Annotated in this window: 14 protein-coding genes; 5 read left to right on the forward strand and 9 right to left on the reverse strand. The window is 60.8% G+C overall.

All coding sequences use genetic code 11. From position 1 onward, the window contains the following. Positions 1 to 86 precede the first annotated feature (86 nt). From dprA to lepB, 5 genes are all read right to left on the reverse strand, one after another. A complete protein-coding gene (gene dprA, locus CAQU_RS07690; protein WP_157108945.1) occupies positions 87 to 1082 on the reverse strand; it encodes a DNA-processing protein DprA in 996 nt (331 codons plus the stop codon). After that, on the reverse strand, positions 1079 to 1732 hold the full coding sequence (locus CAQU_RS07695) for a YraN family protein (protein ID WP_075726648.1): 654 nt from the start codon (positions 1730 to 1732) through the stop codon (positions 1079 to 1081). The genes dprA and CAQU_RS07695 overlap by 4 nt, the downstream gene beginning before the upstream one ends. A gap of 384 nt (positions 1733 to 2116) precedes the next feature. Further along, the gene (locus CAQU_RS07700; protein ID WP_075726649.1) at positions 2117 to 2422 is read right to left on the reverse strand and encodes a DUF2469 domain-containing protein; all 306 of its coding nucleotides are present in this window, start codon (positions 2420 to 2422) and stop codon (positions 2117 to 2119) included. Between the two features lie 37 nt (positions 2423 to 2459). After that, positions 2460 to 3125, reverse strand: coding sequence for a ribonuclease HII (locus CAQU_RS07705; RefSeq protein ID WP_075726651.1), 666 nt, complete (start codon positions 3123 to 3125; stop codon positions 2460 to 2462). Between the two features lie 162 nt (positions 3126 to 3287). Beyond that, the gene (gene lepB, locus CAQU_RS07710) at positions 3288 to 4079 is read right to left on the reverse strand and encodes a signal peptidase I (RefSeq protein WP_425429691.1); all 792 of its coding nucleotides are present in this window, start codon (positions 4077 to 4079) and stop codon (positions 3288 to 3290) included. Between the two features lie 573 nt (positions 4080 to 4652). Between lepB and CAQU_RS07715 the strand changes: the two genes are divergently transcribed. From CAQU_RS07715 to CAQU_RS07735, 5 genes are all read left to right on the forward strand, one after another. Continuing rightward, on the forward strand, positions 4653 to 5636 hold the full coding sequence (locus CAQU_RS07715; protein WP_075726653.1) for an ABC transporter permease: 984 nt from the start codon (positions 4653 to 4655) through the stop codon (positions 5634 to 5636). Between the two features lie 39 nt (positions 5637 to 5675). Beyond that, the gene (locus tag CAQU_RS07720; RefSeq protein WP_075728557.1) at positions 5676 to 6680 is read left to right on the forward strand and encodes an ABC transporter permease; all 1005 of its coding nucleotides are present in this window, start codon (positions 5676 to 5678) and stop codon (positions 6678 to 6680) included. Continuing rightward, positions 6677 to 8722, forward strand: coding sequence for a dipeptide ABC transporter ATP-binding protein (locus tag CAQU_RS07725; protein ID WP_075726655.1), 2046 nt, complete (start codon positions 6677 to 6679; stop codon positions 8720 to 8722). Before CAQU_RS07720 ends, CAQU_RS07725 begins: the two co-directional genes overlap by 4 nt. 618 nt (positions 8723 to 9340) lie before the next feature. Continuing rightward, positions 9341 to 11050 (forward strand): ABC transporter family substrate-binding protein, encoded by a 1710-nt coding sequence (locus tag CAQU_RS07730; RefSeq protein ID WP_075726656.1) that lies wholly within the window; start codon positions 9341 to 9343, stop codon positions 11048 to 11050. Between the two features lie 528 nt (positions 11051 to 11578). Then, positions 11579 to 13267, forward strand: a complete 1689-nt coding sequence (locus tag CAQU_RS07735) for an ABC transporter family substrate-binding protein (protein ID WP_075726658.1) — start codon at positions 11579 to 11581, stop codon at positions 13265 to 13267. Between the two features lie 180 nt (positions 13268 to 13447). Here the strand turns inward: CAQU_RS07735 and rplS are convergent, their stop codons facing one another. From rplS to trmD, 4 genes are all read right to left on the reverse strand, one after another. Beyond that, positions 13448 to 13789, reverse strand: a complete 342-nt coding sequence (gene rplS / locus CAQU_RS07740; protein WP_075726660.1) for a 50S ribosomal protein L19 — start codon at positions 13787 to 13789, stop codon at positions 13448 to 13450. A 262-nt stretch (positions 13790 to 14051) separates the two neighbouring features. Further along, on the reverse strand, positions 14052 to 16421 hold the full coding sequence (locus tag CAQU_RS07745) for a Tex family protein (RefSeq protein WP_075726662.1): 2370 nt from the start codon (positions 16419 to 16421) through the stop codon (positions 14052 to 14054). A 112-nt stretch (positions 16422 to 16533) separates the two neighbouring features. After that, the gene (locus CAQU_RS07750) at positions 16534 to 16911 is read right to left on the reverse strand and encodes a hypothetical protein (RefSeq protein WP_075726664.1); all 378 of its coding nucleotides are present in this window, start codon (positions 16909 to 16911) and stop codon (positions 16534 to 16536) included. A gap of 103 nt (positions 16912 to 17014) precedes the next feature. Further along, on the reverse strand, positions 17015 to 18091 hold the full coding sequence (gene trmD / locus CAQU_RS07755; protein WP_084562916.1) for a tRNA (guanosine(37)-N1)-methyltransferase TrmD: 1077 nt from the start codon (positions 18089 to 18091) through the stop codon (positions 17015 to 17017). Between the last annotated feature and the right edge of the window lie 21 nt (positions 18092 to 18112).

Consider the following 18112-nt stretch of genomic DNA (forward strand, 5'->3'; position numbering starts at 1 on the left):
GCTGTTTTACTTTTCTCGGGGGCGTTTCTCCCCCGCTGCCGTCTACCCCCGGACAGCTTGTGGGCGACTTCCGGACACCTGTTCTTTTAGCGGTGTTGCCATAGTGGGAGTTGCTTTGCCTGGGACGCTGCGTGTTGTGTTAATGCCTTGATGACTTCTGCCCCACTGGATACTAAGCGGGCGCGTCTGCGGGCGATCAGGTGGTGGCAGCCGGCACTGGTGCTGGAGTCGGCGGGTCCGGGGACGGCAAACAGTGGCACGTTGAAGGCGCGCGCCCAGGAGGCGGTGTTGAGCGAGCCGGAACGCCAGGACGCTTCGACCACGATGACCGCAGACGCTAGGGCTGCGATGAGGCGATTGCGGGTGAGGAAGCGATGCCGGGCGGGTCGCACCTGGGGCGCGTACTCGCTGAGCATCATCCCTCCTCCCTTTTCGATGGCGTGACGTAGTTCGTGGACTGTGCGTGTGGTGTGGGTGCTCAGCCCGCTGGCCGCAACGGCAATTGTCGGCGCACCGCGCTCAAGTGCGGTGCGGTGGGCGACGGTATCGATCCCGACGGCGCCTCCCGAAATGATCACATAACCTGCGTCAGCGATGTCCGCGACGATTTTCTCGGTCATCTTTTTCCCGTAGGGGCTCATCGTGCGCGTGCCAACGATTGCGATCGCTGGTTGGGCGAGGAGGTGGCTGCGGCTGGGGCTGATCCACAGGCCGAGGGGGTGATGGGTCTGGTGGGGTCCGGTGCCGGTGGCGATGGCCCGGTCGAGGTGGTGGGGCCATGCCGGATCCGTGGGCACCAGCAGCTCAATATTGTCTTCCCGCGCCCCCTGGAGCACCTGGGCGGCGTCCGGGTGCTTCATGCGGGTTTGTGCTCGGTGCAGCAGCACCTGCCCCACCCACCGATCGCCCTGGGCGATGGCCGTTGCGATCTCGACCACGCTATGGCCTTGATGCATCAGGGCGGTGAGTTCGGGGTGGTAGTCCGGCAGGAGTGACTGCACAAAGGCCACCGCATGCCGATGCCTCTCCGCACTGGGAGCAACCGCGCGGCTGCCGGGGTGGCCGGACAGCGTGGGGCTCATGCCGCCCACCGGCTGTTGTTCCGAACTCTCGCGCGGCGGGTTGTGCTGCGCTGTGGACGGGTTCCACTGTCGAGTGGGACGAGGGCTTTGATGGTCGGCTGGGTTGCACCGGTGGGGCTTGGTGTCGGGCGCGGTGCAGCCACCTGCGGCAGCGGTACCGCGCAGGGTTCGACGATGACGTGGGCGGTGGTTCCTAAGACATAGATGTGGGCGGCGTCGATGCGCACCTGACAGGGGCGCGTGTGGTCGGAAGAGTCGCGATGGACGTGCCGGGCAGCCTGGGCGATTGCGATGAGGCGTTGTTTTTTGGCCGCACTGGTGTAGGGCTGGCGACCGAAGCTGATCCCGCGACGCACGCTGACATCAACGACAACCAGAGTGTCGGTTGCCGCATGGGTTCCCTGGTGCAGGCGCACAATGAGGTCGGCTTTGGCGCCGTGAATGCGTGGTTGGGTCTCCACGATGGTGCCGCCACGCTGGATATAAAACTGGGCCGCCAAATGCCGGCCGAGGGCGATCAACTCGCCGCCGTGGTCGGCTGTGGGGATTTGTTCGTAGCGGTCGCGCCATGCGGTGTGTTGGGTGCGGGTGGGGCCCTTAGGGGGCGGGTTGTCGCGACAAGGTTGCGGGGTGTTGTGCTGCCGGGTCATGGCGATTTGGGTCTTTCTATGCGCAGGTTGTCGCCAGCGCGCGTGCGCTGCCGGAGGGTACTAGTGCAGTTCGGCCCGTGTGGGGCGTTAGTGCCTCCAAGTGTGTAGGCCTAAAAACAACCTGCGGGTTGTCAGACCGGCAGGGGTGTGGATGTCCAGATGGCGTAGCGCCGTGTCTTTGACACTGTCCACAGCTGCCTGTTTTCGGGGTTGTGTGTTTTTGCCCCGGGATATGCCTGTGGTGCGGGATTGTGGAACGCGGGGGTGTGCCGGTAGTGCGGACCGGGGTGGGATCAACAGCAAAACCGCCCGCGCGTTGATTGCGCGGGCGGTTGTCGGCTGATGCCGGCCACTTGTGTGTTTGGGTGGCTGGGCGTGATGGGGTTATTGCGGGAAGGTGATTTCCGGCTTGTCGAGTTCTTCGATGTTGACGTCTTTGTAGGTGATGACGCGGACGTAGCGGACGAATCGGGCGGAGCGGTACATGTCCCACACCCAGGCGTCTGACATGCGCAACTCGTAGTAGACCTCGTTGCCTGCGGTGCGGGGGATCAGCTCGACCGCATTGGCGAGATAGAAACGTCGTTCGGTTTCGACGACGTAGGAGAATTGGCTGACGACGTCGCGGTATTCGCGGTATAGCGACAGTTCGACGTCTGCCTCGTAGTTTTCCAACTCCTCAGCGCTCATTGTGCTCCGGCTTCTGATCGATGTGTGGGTGGCCCCGTCAAGCGGTGGCCGGTGGGGTGTGCAGCTGGGCTTCACGCCAGTGGGCGTGGGCTGCTGCAATGTTGGCATAACTATAACGGTGAATGGGGCTTGCGCCGTGGCGGCGCACCGCAGCAACATGCTTGGCGGTGCCGTAGCCTTTGTGCCCGGCGAATCCATAGTGGGGATAGAGGGCATCCATGTCCATCATGAGGGTGTCGCGGCTATGCTTGGCGAGCACGCTGGCGGCGGCGATACAGCGGCTGGTGGCGTCGCCACCGATGATGGGCAGATGTGGCTGCCTCAACCCCGGCACTTTCATCGCGTCGGTGAGCACGTATCCGGGGGTGTGGGTCAGTGCTGCGATGGCGCGTCGCATGCCACCGATGTTGGCGGCTTGGAGTCCCCACCGGTCGATGGTGGCCGCGGGGATGACGATGATGGAGTAGCTCAGCGCGTGCTGTTGGATCAGGGGGAACAGCCGTGCGCGGTGGGCGGCGGTGAGCTTTTTAGAGTCGGTGAGCGTGTCCAGTGCGGGGATCACTCGGGTGGGCAGGATGCAGGCCGCAATCGTGATTGGGCCCGCGCAGGCACCGCGGCCAGCTTCGTCGACCCCAGCAACAGGACCCAGCCCTGCCTTGTCGGCATAGACTTCAAGCGTTCTGAGCTGTTTCAGTGTGCGCATGGGCGATCACCTTTGCACCTTGTCTCGCGGTGGGTATGTCCCCGAGGGGAAAAGAAACATCGAAAGCCTCCGCCGGGGTGGGGAGGCTTTCGTGGTCGCTGGAGGACATTGTTATGGGCTCTGTGTTACGGGCTCTGTGTTACGGGCTCTGTGTCGTACTGCTTAGGACTGTGCGTAGAGATCGCGTGACTTCACTAGTCCCATGCGGCTGGGCGGCAGCACGATGGCCTGGACTTTGCCGATGACGTAGTCGTCGGGAATGGTTCCCTGGAACTGATCTCCCATGTGGTAGCGGGAGTCAGCGGAGTTGGTGCGGTTGTCACCCATGACGAAGATGTTGCCCTGCGGCACGGTGAGCGGGCCGAAGTATTCTCCACCGCAGGCTTCGGATCCGGTGCGGGGATCCACGGGGTAGGCGGGCGGGTTGAGGATAAAGGAGGAATTGATAACTTTCCCATCCACGGTGACTCCCTTGTCACCTTCGAGGCATTGCACGGTCTGTCCCCCGGTGGCGATGACGCGTTTGACCAGATCGTTTTCGTCGGGGGCGACGAATCCGAGGAAGGCTCCGGCGTTTTGGATACCGCGGATTACCGGATTGGCGCTGCGCTGGGAGACATAGCGCTCATTCCAGGAGTCAGGCCCTTTGAACACCACCACATCACCGGGTTTCGGATCGGAGAAATCGTAGGTGATCTTGTCGACGAAGATTCGGTCGCCGGTGCATCCGCTGCAGCCGTGCAGGGTGGGCTCCATGGACTGGGAGGGGATGACATAGATCCTGCCCACGAAGGTCTGCATGACGAACACCAGGACCAGCGTCATGCCGATGATGATGGGGATTTCTATGTACCAAGGGCGCTGCTGGTTGTCTTTGCCCTTCTTTTGTGCTTTGCCACGCGGTGCGGCTTGGGGAGTCTGCGCGGCAGGCTGCGAATCAAAGTTGGAAGTCACGTGCGCAAACTTTACCAGCGCTGTGGCTAGTCCTTTCGCCAACCTTACGTAGATATTGATGGAAAATTGCTGCGATATGACTGTGGGGATGCGGTGCCTTTGGCTGGTGGGAGCTTGCTTCCAGCGCACCAATAGCGAGCAACACACCCGAACGGTGGAATTGCATGGCGGTCATTTCAGCGGCCCAAATCCGGGATCTTCTATGAAAAATGCTGCGAAAAAGCCAGCAAAAACAGTGGGATATGCCTCTAGTTTCAACGGCCTAGACAATATATCTATCACCAACGACAGCCTTGCCCTATAACAGGCCAGCGCTCGCCGAGGCCCAAAAAGGGCCGGGGACGTGCACCAGGGACGAAAAAGCAGGTACGACCTTTAAGTCAAAAACAAAGGTAAGCCTACTTTTAACTGCGGTGTTTGTGGATGCTGTGCTCGCTTCGACAGTTTTTTAAGTCACCTGTCGACCGGTATATTTTGTGAGCAGACGCACAGTCTTACAGTCTCGTCGGTAGACGCCCCACTGTCACCCCACCGTGGGCCCTGCCGCCGACCCGACCAAGTAAAGAACCAGCCATGATCAAGTATCTGCTCAAGAAGACGGCGAGCTGGATCGGCATGATTTTCATCGCCGTGAACATCACGTACTTCCTGGCCAACTCGTTCCTTGACCCTCGCTCCAATTACGCGGAGCGCCGGCCACCCGTACCGGAAGAACGAGTCGACGCCATCCTGACTCCCCTGAACCTCAACAACAAGGAGCCCCTGCTCGAACGCTGGTGGACCTGGTTGACCAATATTTTGTTGCACTGGGACTGGGGCCAGTCCCCCGTCGGCGACAGCGTCAATGAACAGATTTCCTACCGCGTGTGGGTTTCTGCCGAGCTGATGCTGCTGGCCACCATTTTGTCTGTGGTCATTGGTGTTTCCGTCGGCGTGTACACCGCATCCCGCCAGTACAAAGCCGGCGACCGCGTGTGGCAGTTCATCTCGATTATCACGATGAACATCCACATTGTCGTCGCCAGCCTGCTGGTGGTGTGGGCGGCCATCAAGATCAATAAGTCCGCCCACAAGACGGTCTTTTACGTCACCGGCAGCTCGTCGGTCGGCGTCCACGGCTTTTTCAACACGCTGGTCGACACCGCCCAGCACTTGATCCTGCCGACCGTCTCGCTGCTGATCATCTCTTACGCGAGCTACCACTTCCTGCAGCGTTCGATCCTGCTGGACAACATCGACGCCGATTTCGTCCGCACGGCCCGCGCCAAGGGCCTGACCCGCGCGCAGGCGGTGCGCCGCCACGCTTTGCGCACCTCCATCATCCCCGTGGCCACCACCGTCGCGTTCTCCATCCCCGGCATCTTCACCGGTGCCGTCATGACGGAGACCATCTTCGGCTGGCAGGGCATGGGCCAGTACTTCATTCAGACCATTAGTCGAAACGACATCCACGGCGTTGTCGCGGTCGCCGCCTTCGGTGCCGCCATGACCGCCGTCGGCGCTATCCTGTCCGACTTCCTGGTCGTCTTCCTCGATCCCCGCGTGAGGGTGAGCTAAATGTCCGACAAAACTAATCGCACGAACCACTCTGGCTCCATGGGCGAGGAATTCCAGCAGCACACCTCCCCCACCGCGGACATGACTGTGCAGTCGAACCCGACCAACCAAAACCAGTCGGCCTCCGCCACCAAGCACCAGGTCATCGATGACCAGCACCCGCAGGGCGATGAACCCACCGGCAAGGCGCCGATGAAGAAGTTCACCCTGTACACCCGCCGCTTCTTCCGCAACAAGATGGCAGTCTTCGGCCTGATCATCTTCCTCGGACTGGTGCTGGTCGCCGTGTTCGGCAAATACGTCTCCCAGTGGTCTTTCGACGACCCCGACTTCCTGGCCCTGTCCGAACCCCCCAGCGCGGAGCACTGGTTCGGCACCTCCAGCTCCGGCAATGACCTGTTCGCCATGGTCGTCCACGGCCTGGGCCGCTCCCTGATGATCGCGGTGCTGGTCTCCCTTGCCACCACGTTCATCGCCGCCTTCGTGGGCACCGCGGCAGCTCTTTTGGGCGGCCGCCCCGAAAGCATCATCCTGGGCATCATCCACTTCCTGCTCGTCATCCCCTCCTTCCTCATCATCGCCCTGATGGTGTCCGGTTCCGGTGGCGACTGGAAGCTGCTCATCGTCGTCCTGATCGCCTTCGGCTGGATCTACCAGTCCCGCGTGATCTGGTCGATGTCGATTTCGTTGCGCGAACGCGAATTCGTGCGCGCCGCCCGCTACATGGGCGTGGGCAACACCAAAATCCTCATCCGCCACATGATCCCCAACATTGGCTCCCTGCTGGTCATCAACCTGACCCTAGGCGTGGTCTCCGCCGTGATGAGCGAGACCGGCCTGTCCTTCCTGGGCTTGGGCGTGAAGATCCCCGACGTGTCCCTCGGTACGTTGCTGTCCACCGGCGCAGCCGCCCTCGAATCTTCCCCGTGGGAGTTCTACTTCCCCGCCGCCTTCCTCACCATGCTGACCGTGTCCATGGCCTTCATCGCCGACGGCCTGCGTGACGCACTCGATCCGAACTCTGCCGCTGGAGGTAAAGCATGACCCAGCAACCAGTCCTATCCGTCCGGGACCTCAACGTCTCCTTCCCCTCGGAAGCAGGCGTCGTCAACGCCGTCCGCGGCGTCAACTTCGACCTCTACCCCGGCAAAACCCTCGGCATCGTCGGCGAATCCGGCTCGGGTAAATCCGTGACCTCCATGGCGATCATGGGCCTGCTGCCCGGCTACGCCAACATCACCGGCAGCGTCGAGCTATCCGGTCGCCAAATTCTCGGCCTGTCCGACGAAAAGATGTCCGACATCCGCGGCAAAGAGATCGGCATGATCTTCCAGGATCCGCTCTCTGCGCTGACCCCCGTGTTTGATGTCGGCACCCAGATCGTCGAAGCCATCCAGTGCCACCGCAAGGTCAGCCGCAAGCAGGCCTGGAAGGAAGCCGTCGAACTGCTCGACCTCGTCGGCATCCCCGACCCGGTCAACCGCGCCAAGGCCTTCCCCCACGAGTTCTCCGGCGGTATGCGCCAGCGCGTGGTCATCGCGATCGCGATCGCTAACAACCCCAACGTGCTCATCGCCGACGAGCCGACCACCGCCCTCGACGTGACCATTCAGGCTCAGATCCTGGAACTCATCAAGGTTGCACAGCGCGAAACCAACGCGGCCACCATCATGATCACCCACGACATGGGTGTGGTCGCCGGCACCGCCGACGACGTCATGGTGATGTACGCGGGCCGCCCCGTCGAACACACCGACGTGCACACGCTGTTCAAAACCCCGAAGATGCCGTACACCGTCGGCCTGCTGGGCTCCATCCCCAGCATCGTCAAGAAGGAAAAGACCGCACTGACCACCATTGAGGGCAACCCCCCGATCGTGGTCGACCTGCCGGACGAATGCCCCTTCGCCCCCCGCTGCCCCATCGCCAAGCCCGAGTGCCGCAGCACCGAACCCGCCCAGGTCGAAATCACCCCGGGCCACCGAGTGGCCTGCGTGCGCGCCCAGGAAATCGTCGACCGCAAGATCGACGGCCAAGAGATCTTCCCCACCCCAGCGCTTCCCGAAAACGCCCTGGCGGAAGTCCCCCGCGAACAGCGCGAAACCGTGCTCGACGTCAAGGATCTGACCAAGACCTTCCCGCTGCTCAAGGGCGCCCTGCTCAAACGCCGGGTGGGTTCGGTCTACGCCGTTAACGGGCTGACCTTCGACATCCGCGAAGGGGAATGCTTCGCCATCGTCGGCGAATCCGGCTGCGGTAAAACCACCACCCTGCTGGAAATCATGGATCTCAAGCCGGAAGACGACACCAAAATCGTCCTCAACGGCACCGACGCCAGCACCCTCAACCGCACCCAGCGCCGCTTGGCTCGCAAAGACATCCAGATCGTGTTCCAGGACCCCATGGGAGCCCTGGATCCGCGTATGACGGTGGCGGACATTCTCCGCGAGCCACTGGACTCCCTCGGATACGAAGGCGATAAAACCGCCCGCATCCACGAAGTCATGGCACTGGTTGGGCTCGACCCGAAGCACATCGACCGCTTCCCCGGGCACTTCTCCGGTGGCCAGCGCCAGCGCATCTGCGTGGCCCGCGCCCTGGCCGCCAACCCCAAACTCATCGTCCTCGACGAGCCCGTGTCCGCCCTGGACGTATCCATCCAGGCCGGCATGCTCAACCTGCTCGATGAGCTCAAAGCCAAGCTCAACCTGAGCTACCTCATCGTCGCCCACGACCTGTCGGTCATCCGACACATCTCCGACCGGGCGGCCGTGATGTACCTCGGGCGCTTCGTGGAGCAAGGCGACACCGACGCCCTGTTCGACAACCCACAGCACCCCTACACCCAGGCCCTGCTGTCCGCCATCCCGGTGGCAGACCCCGACCTGGAGCGCACCCGCAAACGCATCGTGCTCAAGGACTCCCTGCCCTCCCCCACCGAAAAGGTTGTCGGCTGCGCCTTCCGCGGCCGCTGCCCGCTCTACCCGGAGCTCGACGCGGACGGCAAGAAGCTGTGCGAAACCGTCGCCCCGCCCCACCACGAATTCGACGGCGTAGACCACGAAGTAGTGTGCCACCACCGCTAGCGGCTCACACCACCTTCCACGCCAACCCCTGGGACGCGCCCGCAACGTGAATCTTTTCCTTCACCAAGCGGGTGCCACCCCAGGGGTTTGCGCATTCTCCACCACGGCAGAAGTCACCGACAAGCGCAGCACCGGTCAAAACAACTCACGCAAGCTGTGATTCCTATCGCAAGGTCGCGCGCTCACGCTACCTACCCTTTGAGGCGGTAGCGCATAAATAGCAAAGACACCTCACTCACACTCGATAAAATCGCTGCATAAATATTTTTGTCCAGGCATATAAAGGGCATATATCCGGAAGGGCTGCATATTTTGCACAATGTGGGTAATGGCACCGCACCCTAGGGCAGCAATTTCCGATTAGCTCAAAAACGCTCATAAACACTAAAATTTGAGCTCAGAATGAGCAGATTGTGCGCAAGATTTCAGTCAACTCCAATCATCCGCACAGACCCCGCCTCCATTCCCACCCACCAGCACCGCACCAACACGGACTGCGCGCACACCCCCGCAACCAGCCCGAGTTGCGCCACGCTTGCCCTAACCCAACAGAAGCAACAGCAGTGCTGGCACGAACCCTAAGTGCAACCCGATGGTCAGAAAGGACCTCCTGACCCCATGATGTCACGCACCGTGATGAAGCTCGCGGCACTCACCGCGCTCTCCTCCCTCTCCCTCGTCGCCTGCGCAAGCGGAGAAGACGCCACCACCTCCAACTCCGCGTCTTCCGACACCAGCAAAACCGCCGCCAAGGCCGGAGTCAACGACACCCCCGACGAGGACATCAACGCACACCCCCGCGATGACCTCAAAGACGGAGGCACCCTGACCTCTTCGCTCGGAGAATTCAGCGAGCAGCAAAACGTCTTCAACGTCGACGCCATGATTTACACCACCCAGGTGTGGAAGTGGTACAACCCGCAAATGGTGCTGTTTACCGCAGACGGCGAAGCCAAACCCAACGAGTCCTACATCACCGGCTGGTCCGCAGACGTAGAAAACGGCAACACCGTCGTCACTTACGACCTGAACGAAAAAGCCAAGTTCAACGACGACACCCCCATCGACTGGAAAGCCTTCGAGACCACCTGGATCATCAACCGGGGCGACTCCGAGGACTACGCACCAAACAACACTGACGGCTACGAGCAGATCAAATCCGTAGAGCCCGGCACCAGTGACAAGCAGGTTAAGGTCACCTTCGACGGCATCTACCCCTGGTGGGAAGGCCTGTTCATCTTCATCGCGCACCCGGCGCTGAAGGATCCTAATAACTACAACGACTACCTCAACAAGCTGCACCCCGAATGGGGCGCAGGCCCCTACACCGTCGAAGACGTCGACTACAAAAAGGGCGAGGTCGTCTTCAAGCGCAACGACAAATGGTGGGGCAACCCCGGCAAGCTCGACAAGCGCATCTTCCGCCAGCTCGAGGTCAAGGCCGCCATCAACGCCTACCGCAACGGCGAGCTCGACAACGTCAGCGCCGCAAGCCGCGAAGCATACTCCGCAGTCAAGGACGAGCCGAACACCCAGGTCCGCATCTCCCAGCGCTCCCGCAACTCCCTGCTCACCCTGAACTCCGCTGCCCCCGCGCTCAACGATGTCAAGGTTCGCAAGGCAATTGCCACCGCAATCGACCGCGAACTGATGTCTAAGATCCAAACCAAGGGCCTGCCCTTCGAAGAGCCCACCCCGCCCGGCTCCCTGGCTCTGTTCCGATTCCAGGAAGGCTACAACGACAACTTCGCCGAAGCCACCACCTTCAGTGTCGAAGAATCCAAGAAGATCCTCGACGAAGCCGGTTGGGTCGAAGGCGCCGACGGATACCGTGAAAAGGACGGCAAGCCCCTGGAGTTGCGCTACGTCTACTTCTCCGACTCCGAAGCCGCCAAGGCTGACGCCACTGCCATCCAGAAGCTGCTCAAAGACGTTGGAGTGAAACTGGATCTAGTCAACCGCCCGGGCAGCGACTTTTCCAGTGTCATCAAGAACGACGACTTCGACATCCTGCCGATCGCCTTCACCGCCGACAGCCCCTTCGGCATGGCCACCCTGGGCCAGCTCTACATGTCCACCTCCGACTTCAATGACTCCGGCACCGGAACCCCTGAAATCGACCAGATGATCCGCGACATGCAGAAGCTGCCGACCGCAGAAGAACAAATCGCCGCCGGCAACAAGGTTGAAGCCGCAGCCTTCAAGGAATTCGGTTACATCCCCATGTTCAACGGTGCCAACATCGAGGCAGTTCGCACGGATCTTGCCAACTTCGGCCCCAGCGCCTTCGGCGCTTACCCCATCGAGGACATCGGTTGGCTGAAATAACCCCGTCATAGCGCAAGCCACCAGGCCTTGCCCATGACAGCTGCCCCCACACGACATGTGTGGGGGCAGCTTTTTGTCATCCCACCCACATGGGACGGCACTCATAGACAACGCGGTTCTCCCGTACCCCCAAGCGCGCATTGTTGATCTGAGTCACAAAAACAAGCCCCTTTCACCCAAACGGGGTAAAAAAATTTCTACCCCACCCTAGCGCCACCGAAAACTACATTCGCACCACACAGCCTCACCCACTTGGCCAAAAGGCCTGCTCAATGTCAGTATTGCTCACCCGAGCGTCTCATGGCAGCTGAAAAAGAGTTCACAAAACCCTCACAACGGGCTTTTCTCACACATCACATTCACAGATAAATGTGCGCTAGGTGACAGTGTCTTGTAGACTCCCAAACATGCATCTTCCCCACTGATGCACCACACCAGTGGGACGCATGCGCGATGGCCGATACGCCCCGCCCCGCGGAACCCCCCTCGACCATCCCGCGACACACGTCGTAACAGGAGGAAAACCTTATGAAGACTAAAAAGTTTGCGCTTCAGATGACCAGCATGGTCGCTGCTACCGCACTGCTCATCACCGGCTGCGCATCCGACAGTGGCTCCGGCGGAGACTCAGACAAGGGCGACCGTCAGAAGGTCACCGACGCCAAGGCCTCGGACTACCTCAAGGCGGAACGCGACGAACTCAAGGATGGTGGCCAACTGGTTACCGCCCTCGGTGAAATCCCCGAGCAGCAAAACGTCTTCCACGCCGACATGGTTGCCTCTACCCGCGTCCTGTGGAACTGGTTCAACCCCCAGATGATCTACTTCACCCCGGAAGGCGAGCCGGTCAACAACCCGGACTACGTCACCGAGATGAAAGCAGACCAGAAAGACGGCAACACCGTCGTTCACTACAAGCTCAACGACAAAGCCACCTTCAACGATGGCACCCCCATCGACTACAAGGCTTTCGAAACCACCTGGAAGATCAACAACGGTAAAGACGATGCATTTGCGGTGAACTCCACCGACGGCTACGAGCGCATCACCAGCGTTGAACGTGGCGACAGCGACAAGGACGTCGTCGTCACCTTCGAAGGCCCCTACCTCTACTGGCCTGGCCTGTTCAACGTCATCGCACACCCCGCGATGGGCGACGCAGCTAACTTCAACGACTTCGTCAAGAAGCCGCACCCCGAATGGGGCGCAGGCCCGTTCAAGCTGGAGTCCATGGACTTCAACCGTGGCGAGGCAACCTTCGTCCGCAACGAAAACTGGTGGGGCGAGGAAGGCAAGCTGGAAAAGCGCATCTTCCGCAAGCTCGAGCCCAAGGCCCAGATCAACGCCTTCAAGAACGGCGAAATCGACGCCGTGACCGCCACCACCAAGGACAACTACGCCGCCGTTAAGGACATGACCGGCGTCAAGGTGTACTCCGCACTCGATACCCGAAGCGGCCTGCTCACCATGAACTCCAAGGCACCCAACCTCTCGGATGCCAAGGTTCGCGAGGCCATCGCCAAGACCATCGACCGCGACACCCTCACCAACATTGTCTTCAACGGCCTGCCCTACCACGGCGATCCGCTGAACTCCATGATCAACTTCCCCTACCAGAAGGGCTACAAGGACAACTTCGCCGAGGCCGTCAAGTACGACCCCGAGGAAGCAAAGAAGCTCCTTGACGAGGCTGGCTGGACCGAAGGTGGCGACGGCATCCGTCAGAAGGACGGCGCCCCGCTGACCGTCCGCTACGTCCTGTTCGGCGACAACGAAACCATCGCTGCGCTGGCTAAGGCCAACCAGAAGATGCTGCGCGACATCGGCATCGATCTCCAGATCGACAACCGCCCGGCATCCGAGTTCTCTAAGACCGTCAAGAACCGCGACTTCGACATCCTCCCGTCTGCCTGGGGTGCAACCGACCCGTACAGCGTTGCCTTCTTCGGCCAGATGTACAACTCCAACTCGACGCTCAACAAGTCCGGCACCGGCACCGAAGAGCTCGACAAGAAGATCGCAGAGATGGCCATGATGCAGGACGCCGACAAGCAGATGGATCGTGCTAACGAGCTCGAGAAGGAAGCCTTCCAGCTCTACGGCATCGTCCCGACCTACGCACCGGCAAGCATCGTCGCCCTCAAGGACGGCATCTCCAACTACGGCGCTACCGGCTTTGCCTCCTTCCCGGTTCAAAACATCGGTTGGAAGAAGTAACTTCCAAGGCATCCTAGCCACCAAAACATAAAGCGCGGGCCCAGTCGACACAGACTGGGCCCGCACTTTTGTGATGCACAAGCAACGAGAAAACCCCGCCTTTACAGGCGGGGTTTTCCAGGTTAAGCAGGCTGTAATAAAGCCATTTTCGGCCGCTGGACGCGACGAAAGCTAAAAGACTTAGCGCTTTTCCTTGATCTTGGCTGCCTTGCCACGCAGGTTGCGCAGGTAGTACAGCTTCGCACGACGGACATCACCGCGGGTGAGGACCTCGATGTGATCGATGTTCGGGGAGTGAACCGGGAAGGTACGCTCCACACCGATGCCGAAGGAGACCTTACGAACGGTGAAGGTCTCGCGGATGCCACCGTTCTGGCGGCGGATAACAACACCCTTGAAGACCTGGATACGGGACTTGTCGCCCTCGATAACCTTGACGTGGACGTTCAGGGTGTCACCGGGACGGAAGTCCGGGATGTCGTCGCGCAGCTGCGCGGCGTCGACCTTGTCGAGAATGTTCATGTTGAGCAATCCTTAAAAGATGCAATGGATAGAGGAACCTAGCGGCACTTCCCCTCCTGGGGCGCTCGGCCGGTTCGTATCCGAGACAGGTATCATGCAGCCCGCTGAAACCGCATGTGACGAGCACTTTTAGCCGCTCACGCGACCGGTAGATGCCCGCACACAAATGTGGTTCCAGCTAGACAACCAGACAATTATGGCACAAAGCCCCGTTGAGCAGCAACTTTGCACCACCAGTCACACTAGTGTCTGGACGATAGCTTTAGCGCAAACCAGCGTCACGCAAGGCTTGCGCCAAAGCTCCTCCCCCACCAGCAGCGTTGTTGCGCTCATCGCGGCGACCGGAACCACGTCCCTTCGATTGCGCCGCGCGCTGCTGTCCTTTACGCCCGGCACCTGCACCTCCCGCAGATCGCGGAGCCTTTTTCTCCCGTGATTTCGCGTCAGTCGAACCTTGGGCGTCATCGTCTAGACGCAAGCTAAGTCCGATGCGGTTGCGCTCGGCATCGACGTCGATCACTTTCACCTTCACAACATCACCACTTTTGACGATCTTGTGGGGATCATCAACGAACTGCTTGCTCATATTGGAAACGTGGACGAGACCGTCTTGGTGGACTCCCACATCGACGAAGGCGCCAAAAGCAGCGACGTTGGTGACGGTGCCTTCCAGCACCATGCCTGGTTGTAGGTCTTTTACCTCGTGAACGCCTTCAGCAAACGTGGCGGTTTTGAACTCCGGGCGCGGATCGCGTCCGGGCTTATCGAGCTCCGCGAGGATGTCGCTCACGGTGGGCACGCCGAAAGTCTCGTCGGCGAAGTCTTCTGGCTTCAGGCGGTGGAGTTCGCGGGTGTTGCCGATCAGCGACGCCACATCGAGACCGGTGGTGGACGAAATTTTTCGGACCACGGCATAGGCCTCCGGGTGAACCGCGGAGGCATCCAATGGATCCAAGCCCCCGCTGATGCGCAGGAAGCCGGCGGCCTGTTCGAAGGCCTTCGGCCCCAACCGGGGCACCTTCGTGAGTTCTTTGCGGCTCTTGAAAGCACCATGTTCGTCGCGATAGGCCACAATGTTGCTAGCCACACCGGCGGAGATACCCGCCACTCGGCTCAACAGCGGCACCGATGCGGTATTGACGTCCACACCGACGGCGTTGACTGCATCCTCGACGACTGCATCGAGGGTGCGGGCAAGCTGGGTCTGGTTCACATCATGTTGATACTGTCCGACACCGATGGACTTCGGGTCGATTTTGACCAGTTCTGCAAGCGGGTCTTGGAGACGACGTGCGATGGAGACCGCGCCACGCAAAGAGACGTCCATGTCGGGGAACTCATCAGCTGCGAGTTTGGATGCCGAGTACACACTGGCCCCGGACTCACTAACGGTGACGGGGGTCGGGCGAGCGCCACCAGCTTGGGCGATGAGGTCAGCGACTTCGCTGGCGAGCGTCGATGTCTCTCGGGAGGCGGTACCGTTGCCAACCGCCAGCAAATCAACACCGTGGGTTGCCACCAAAGTCGACAGCTCCTTGACCGCTTTGTCCCACTGCTTTTGGGGCTGGTGCGGGTACACGATGGTGGTGTCGAGAACTTTGCCGGTGGGATCTACGACAGCAACTTTGACACCGTTGCGGTATCCGGGATCCAAGCCCATTGTCGCCCGTTGCCCTGCCGGTGCTGCCAGCAGCACGTCTTTGAGGTTGGTGGCGAAAACTTTGAGTGCCCCGTCTTCTGCGAGTTCTTTCAGTCGCATGCGGGTGTCAAGGCCAGCGCTAACGGACAATTTGGTGCGCCATGCCCAGGTCACGCTGTCGGCGAGCCAGCTGGACTCTTCGACGGGGATGTCGGCCCGGTTGGCGATGAGGCCAGGAAAATCCATGCCTTCGTCTGCTGCGAAATTCAGCCGCAGCACCCCATCTTTTTCTCCACGCAGCAGCGCCAGGATGCGGTGCGAAGGCAGCTTGGTGAAGGGTTCGGAGTAGTCGAAATAGTCCTTGAATTTTTCGCCCTCTTTTTCCTGGCCTTCGATCACTGTGGCAGTGACGTGACCGTGGTGGAAGAAGGTGTCGCGGACTTCGCCCACGATGTCGGCGTCTGTTGCCAGTCGGTCGACCAGAATCTGGCGGGCGCCTTCCAGCACGGCGGGCGCATCGGGAAAGCCTTCGGCGGTGTATTTTTCCGCCAGGGCATTGAGGTCGCTGCTGGGGTTGTCCAAGATGGCATCCACCAGGGGCTCAATGCCGGCTTCCCGGGCGATATCAGCTTTGGTGCGACGGCGCTTTTTGTAAGGCAGGTAGAGGTCTTCCAAGCGTGCCTTGGTGGTGGTTTCCGCGATCAGTGCGCGCAGTTGGTCGGTGAGTTTTCCTTGTTCTTCGATGGCGGCCAGCACGGTTTGTTTGCGGGCATGCAGGTCGGCGAGGTACTCGGAGCGTTCCTCGATGAGTCGAAGCTGGCTGTCGTCGAGACCGCCTGTTTTTTCTTTGCGGTATCGAGCGATAAAGGGGACGGTGTTGCCTTCGGCCAGCAGGTCGAGTGCGGCGCGAACTGAGCTCAGCGGGATGCTGGTCTCTTCAGCAATCGCTCGTGCGACGTCAAAGGAATCGGTTGCCGGTGTACTAGCAGTCATTTGGCCTATCCTACCGACCTGCCCTGCGAGTCTGTTTGCACCGGCTGGTGTGTGCGAAAACGCCCACCTATAAGCACTGGGTCTGCGCTTAGGTGGGCGGTGGGTGGTGTTTTTAGTAGGAGATGTTGCAGGCGGCGTTTGCACCTGGGTCGATGTGGCCGTCTCCACTGGTGCCGTACCAGGGGGTGCCTGCTGGCAAGCAGTCCACGATTGCTTTGGTCAGATCCCGCTCGTTGAGTGCGGTGTGTGCGTTGACCACGATGCGGTGCAGGACTTCGGTGATTGGTGGTGCACCATGGGTTTGTTCGTATTCGGTGACGAGCATGTTGTCGGGCTCGCAAGAAAGGCTGATGGGTTCGACGTGGATGTCGGCGCCAGTGATTCCTGCGGTGGTGAGAGCACTTTGCCACGTCGGCAGTGAGGCTTCGAGTTCATGGGGTGGCAGTAGGGCTTGGATGTCGGTGTGGGTGTCACGACTGGGAGTGCTCATGGGAATCCTTTGTGGTGTGGGTGGGGCCTTGCAAAACCCCTTTTCGCCTGTTCCAACCCACTGGTGGTGCTTGTTATTTCCGCTTCGGCTTGGCCGTGGTCTTTTAGGTGATGGTGACGTTGCGGACACCTGCGGCGCGCAGTGCTGTTAGGAGTGCTTCGTCGTCGAGGGTGGTGCGGAGTTTTAGCTGGCAGATATCTGGGCGGTTGGTGGTGTCTGGCGCGGTGACGGTGCCGATGCCGGGGATGTTTTTGATTTTTCGGCGCAGTGCTTTGGCTGGCTTTCCGGTGGGCGGGATCCCTGCGACATCGATATGGGTGTCTTTGCCGTAGAGGTGCATGGTGTCGGCGTCGCTGAGCTCGACGTTGGCTAGCAGGTCGGGGCGGCGGCGGGCTGTGATGTCGAGTGCTTGGTGGCGGCGCCATTCGGCGATGGCTTGGTGGTTGCCGCTGGTGAGGACGTCTGGGACGGTGAGACCTCGCCAGGTCAATGGTTTGGTGTAGCTGGGGCCTTCGATTAGTCCGTCGGAGAAGCTGTCGTCTTCGTGGCTTTCGGTGTTTCCTAGCACGCCGGGGATGAGCCGGCAGATGGCTTCGGCGATGACCAGGGTGGCTACTTCCCCACCGATGAGGACGTAGTCGCCGATGCTGACTTCGCGAACTCGGTAGCGGTTGCGGGCGTCTTCGATGACTCGGGAGTCGATGCCTTCGTAGCGACCGCAGGCGAAGACGATGTGGTTTTCGCGCGACCAGGCGCGGGCGTGTTGTTGGGTGAAGGGAATACCTGCGGGGGTGGGCACGATGAGGAGCGGCAGGTTGGGGTCTTCGTCCGGGGTGCCTTGGGGGTCTGTGTCGGTGTATGCGGTGGCGGTTTTGCCGTGTTTTTCGTCGCGGGTGGCTTGGGTTTTGTGCGGTTGTGCGCTGGGGAGGTGGTTGTTGGCTGCGGGGCCGGTTGCGGCGGCGACGTCGTCGAGTGCGGGGCCCCAGACTTCGGGGAGCATGACCATTCCGGGCCCGCCGCCGTAGGGGGTGTCGTCGACGGCGCGGTGGACGCCGTGTGCCCATTGGCGGAGGTCGTGGACACCAACGCTGAGTAGCTGTTGTTCGATGGCTCGCCCGAGTAGTGCGTGCCGCAGGGGTTCGAGGTATTCGGGGAAGATGGTGACGACGTCGAGGCGCATGTGTTTTTGGGGTGTGGGGTT

Source organism: Corynebacterium aquilae DSM 44791 (assembly GCF_001941445.1).
Lineage (GTDB): Bacteria > Actinomycetota > Actinomycetes > Mycobacteriales > Mycobacteriaceae > Corynebacterium > Corynebacterium aquilae.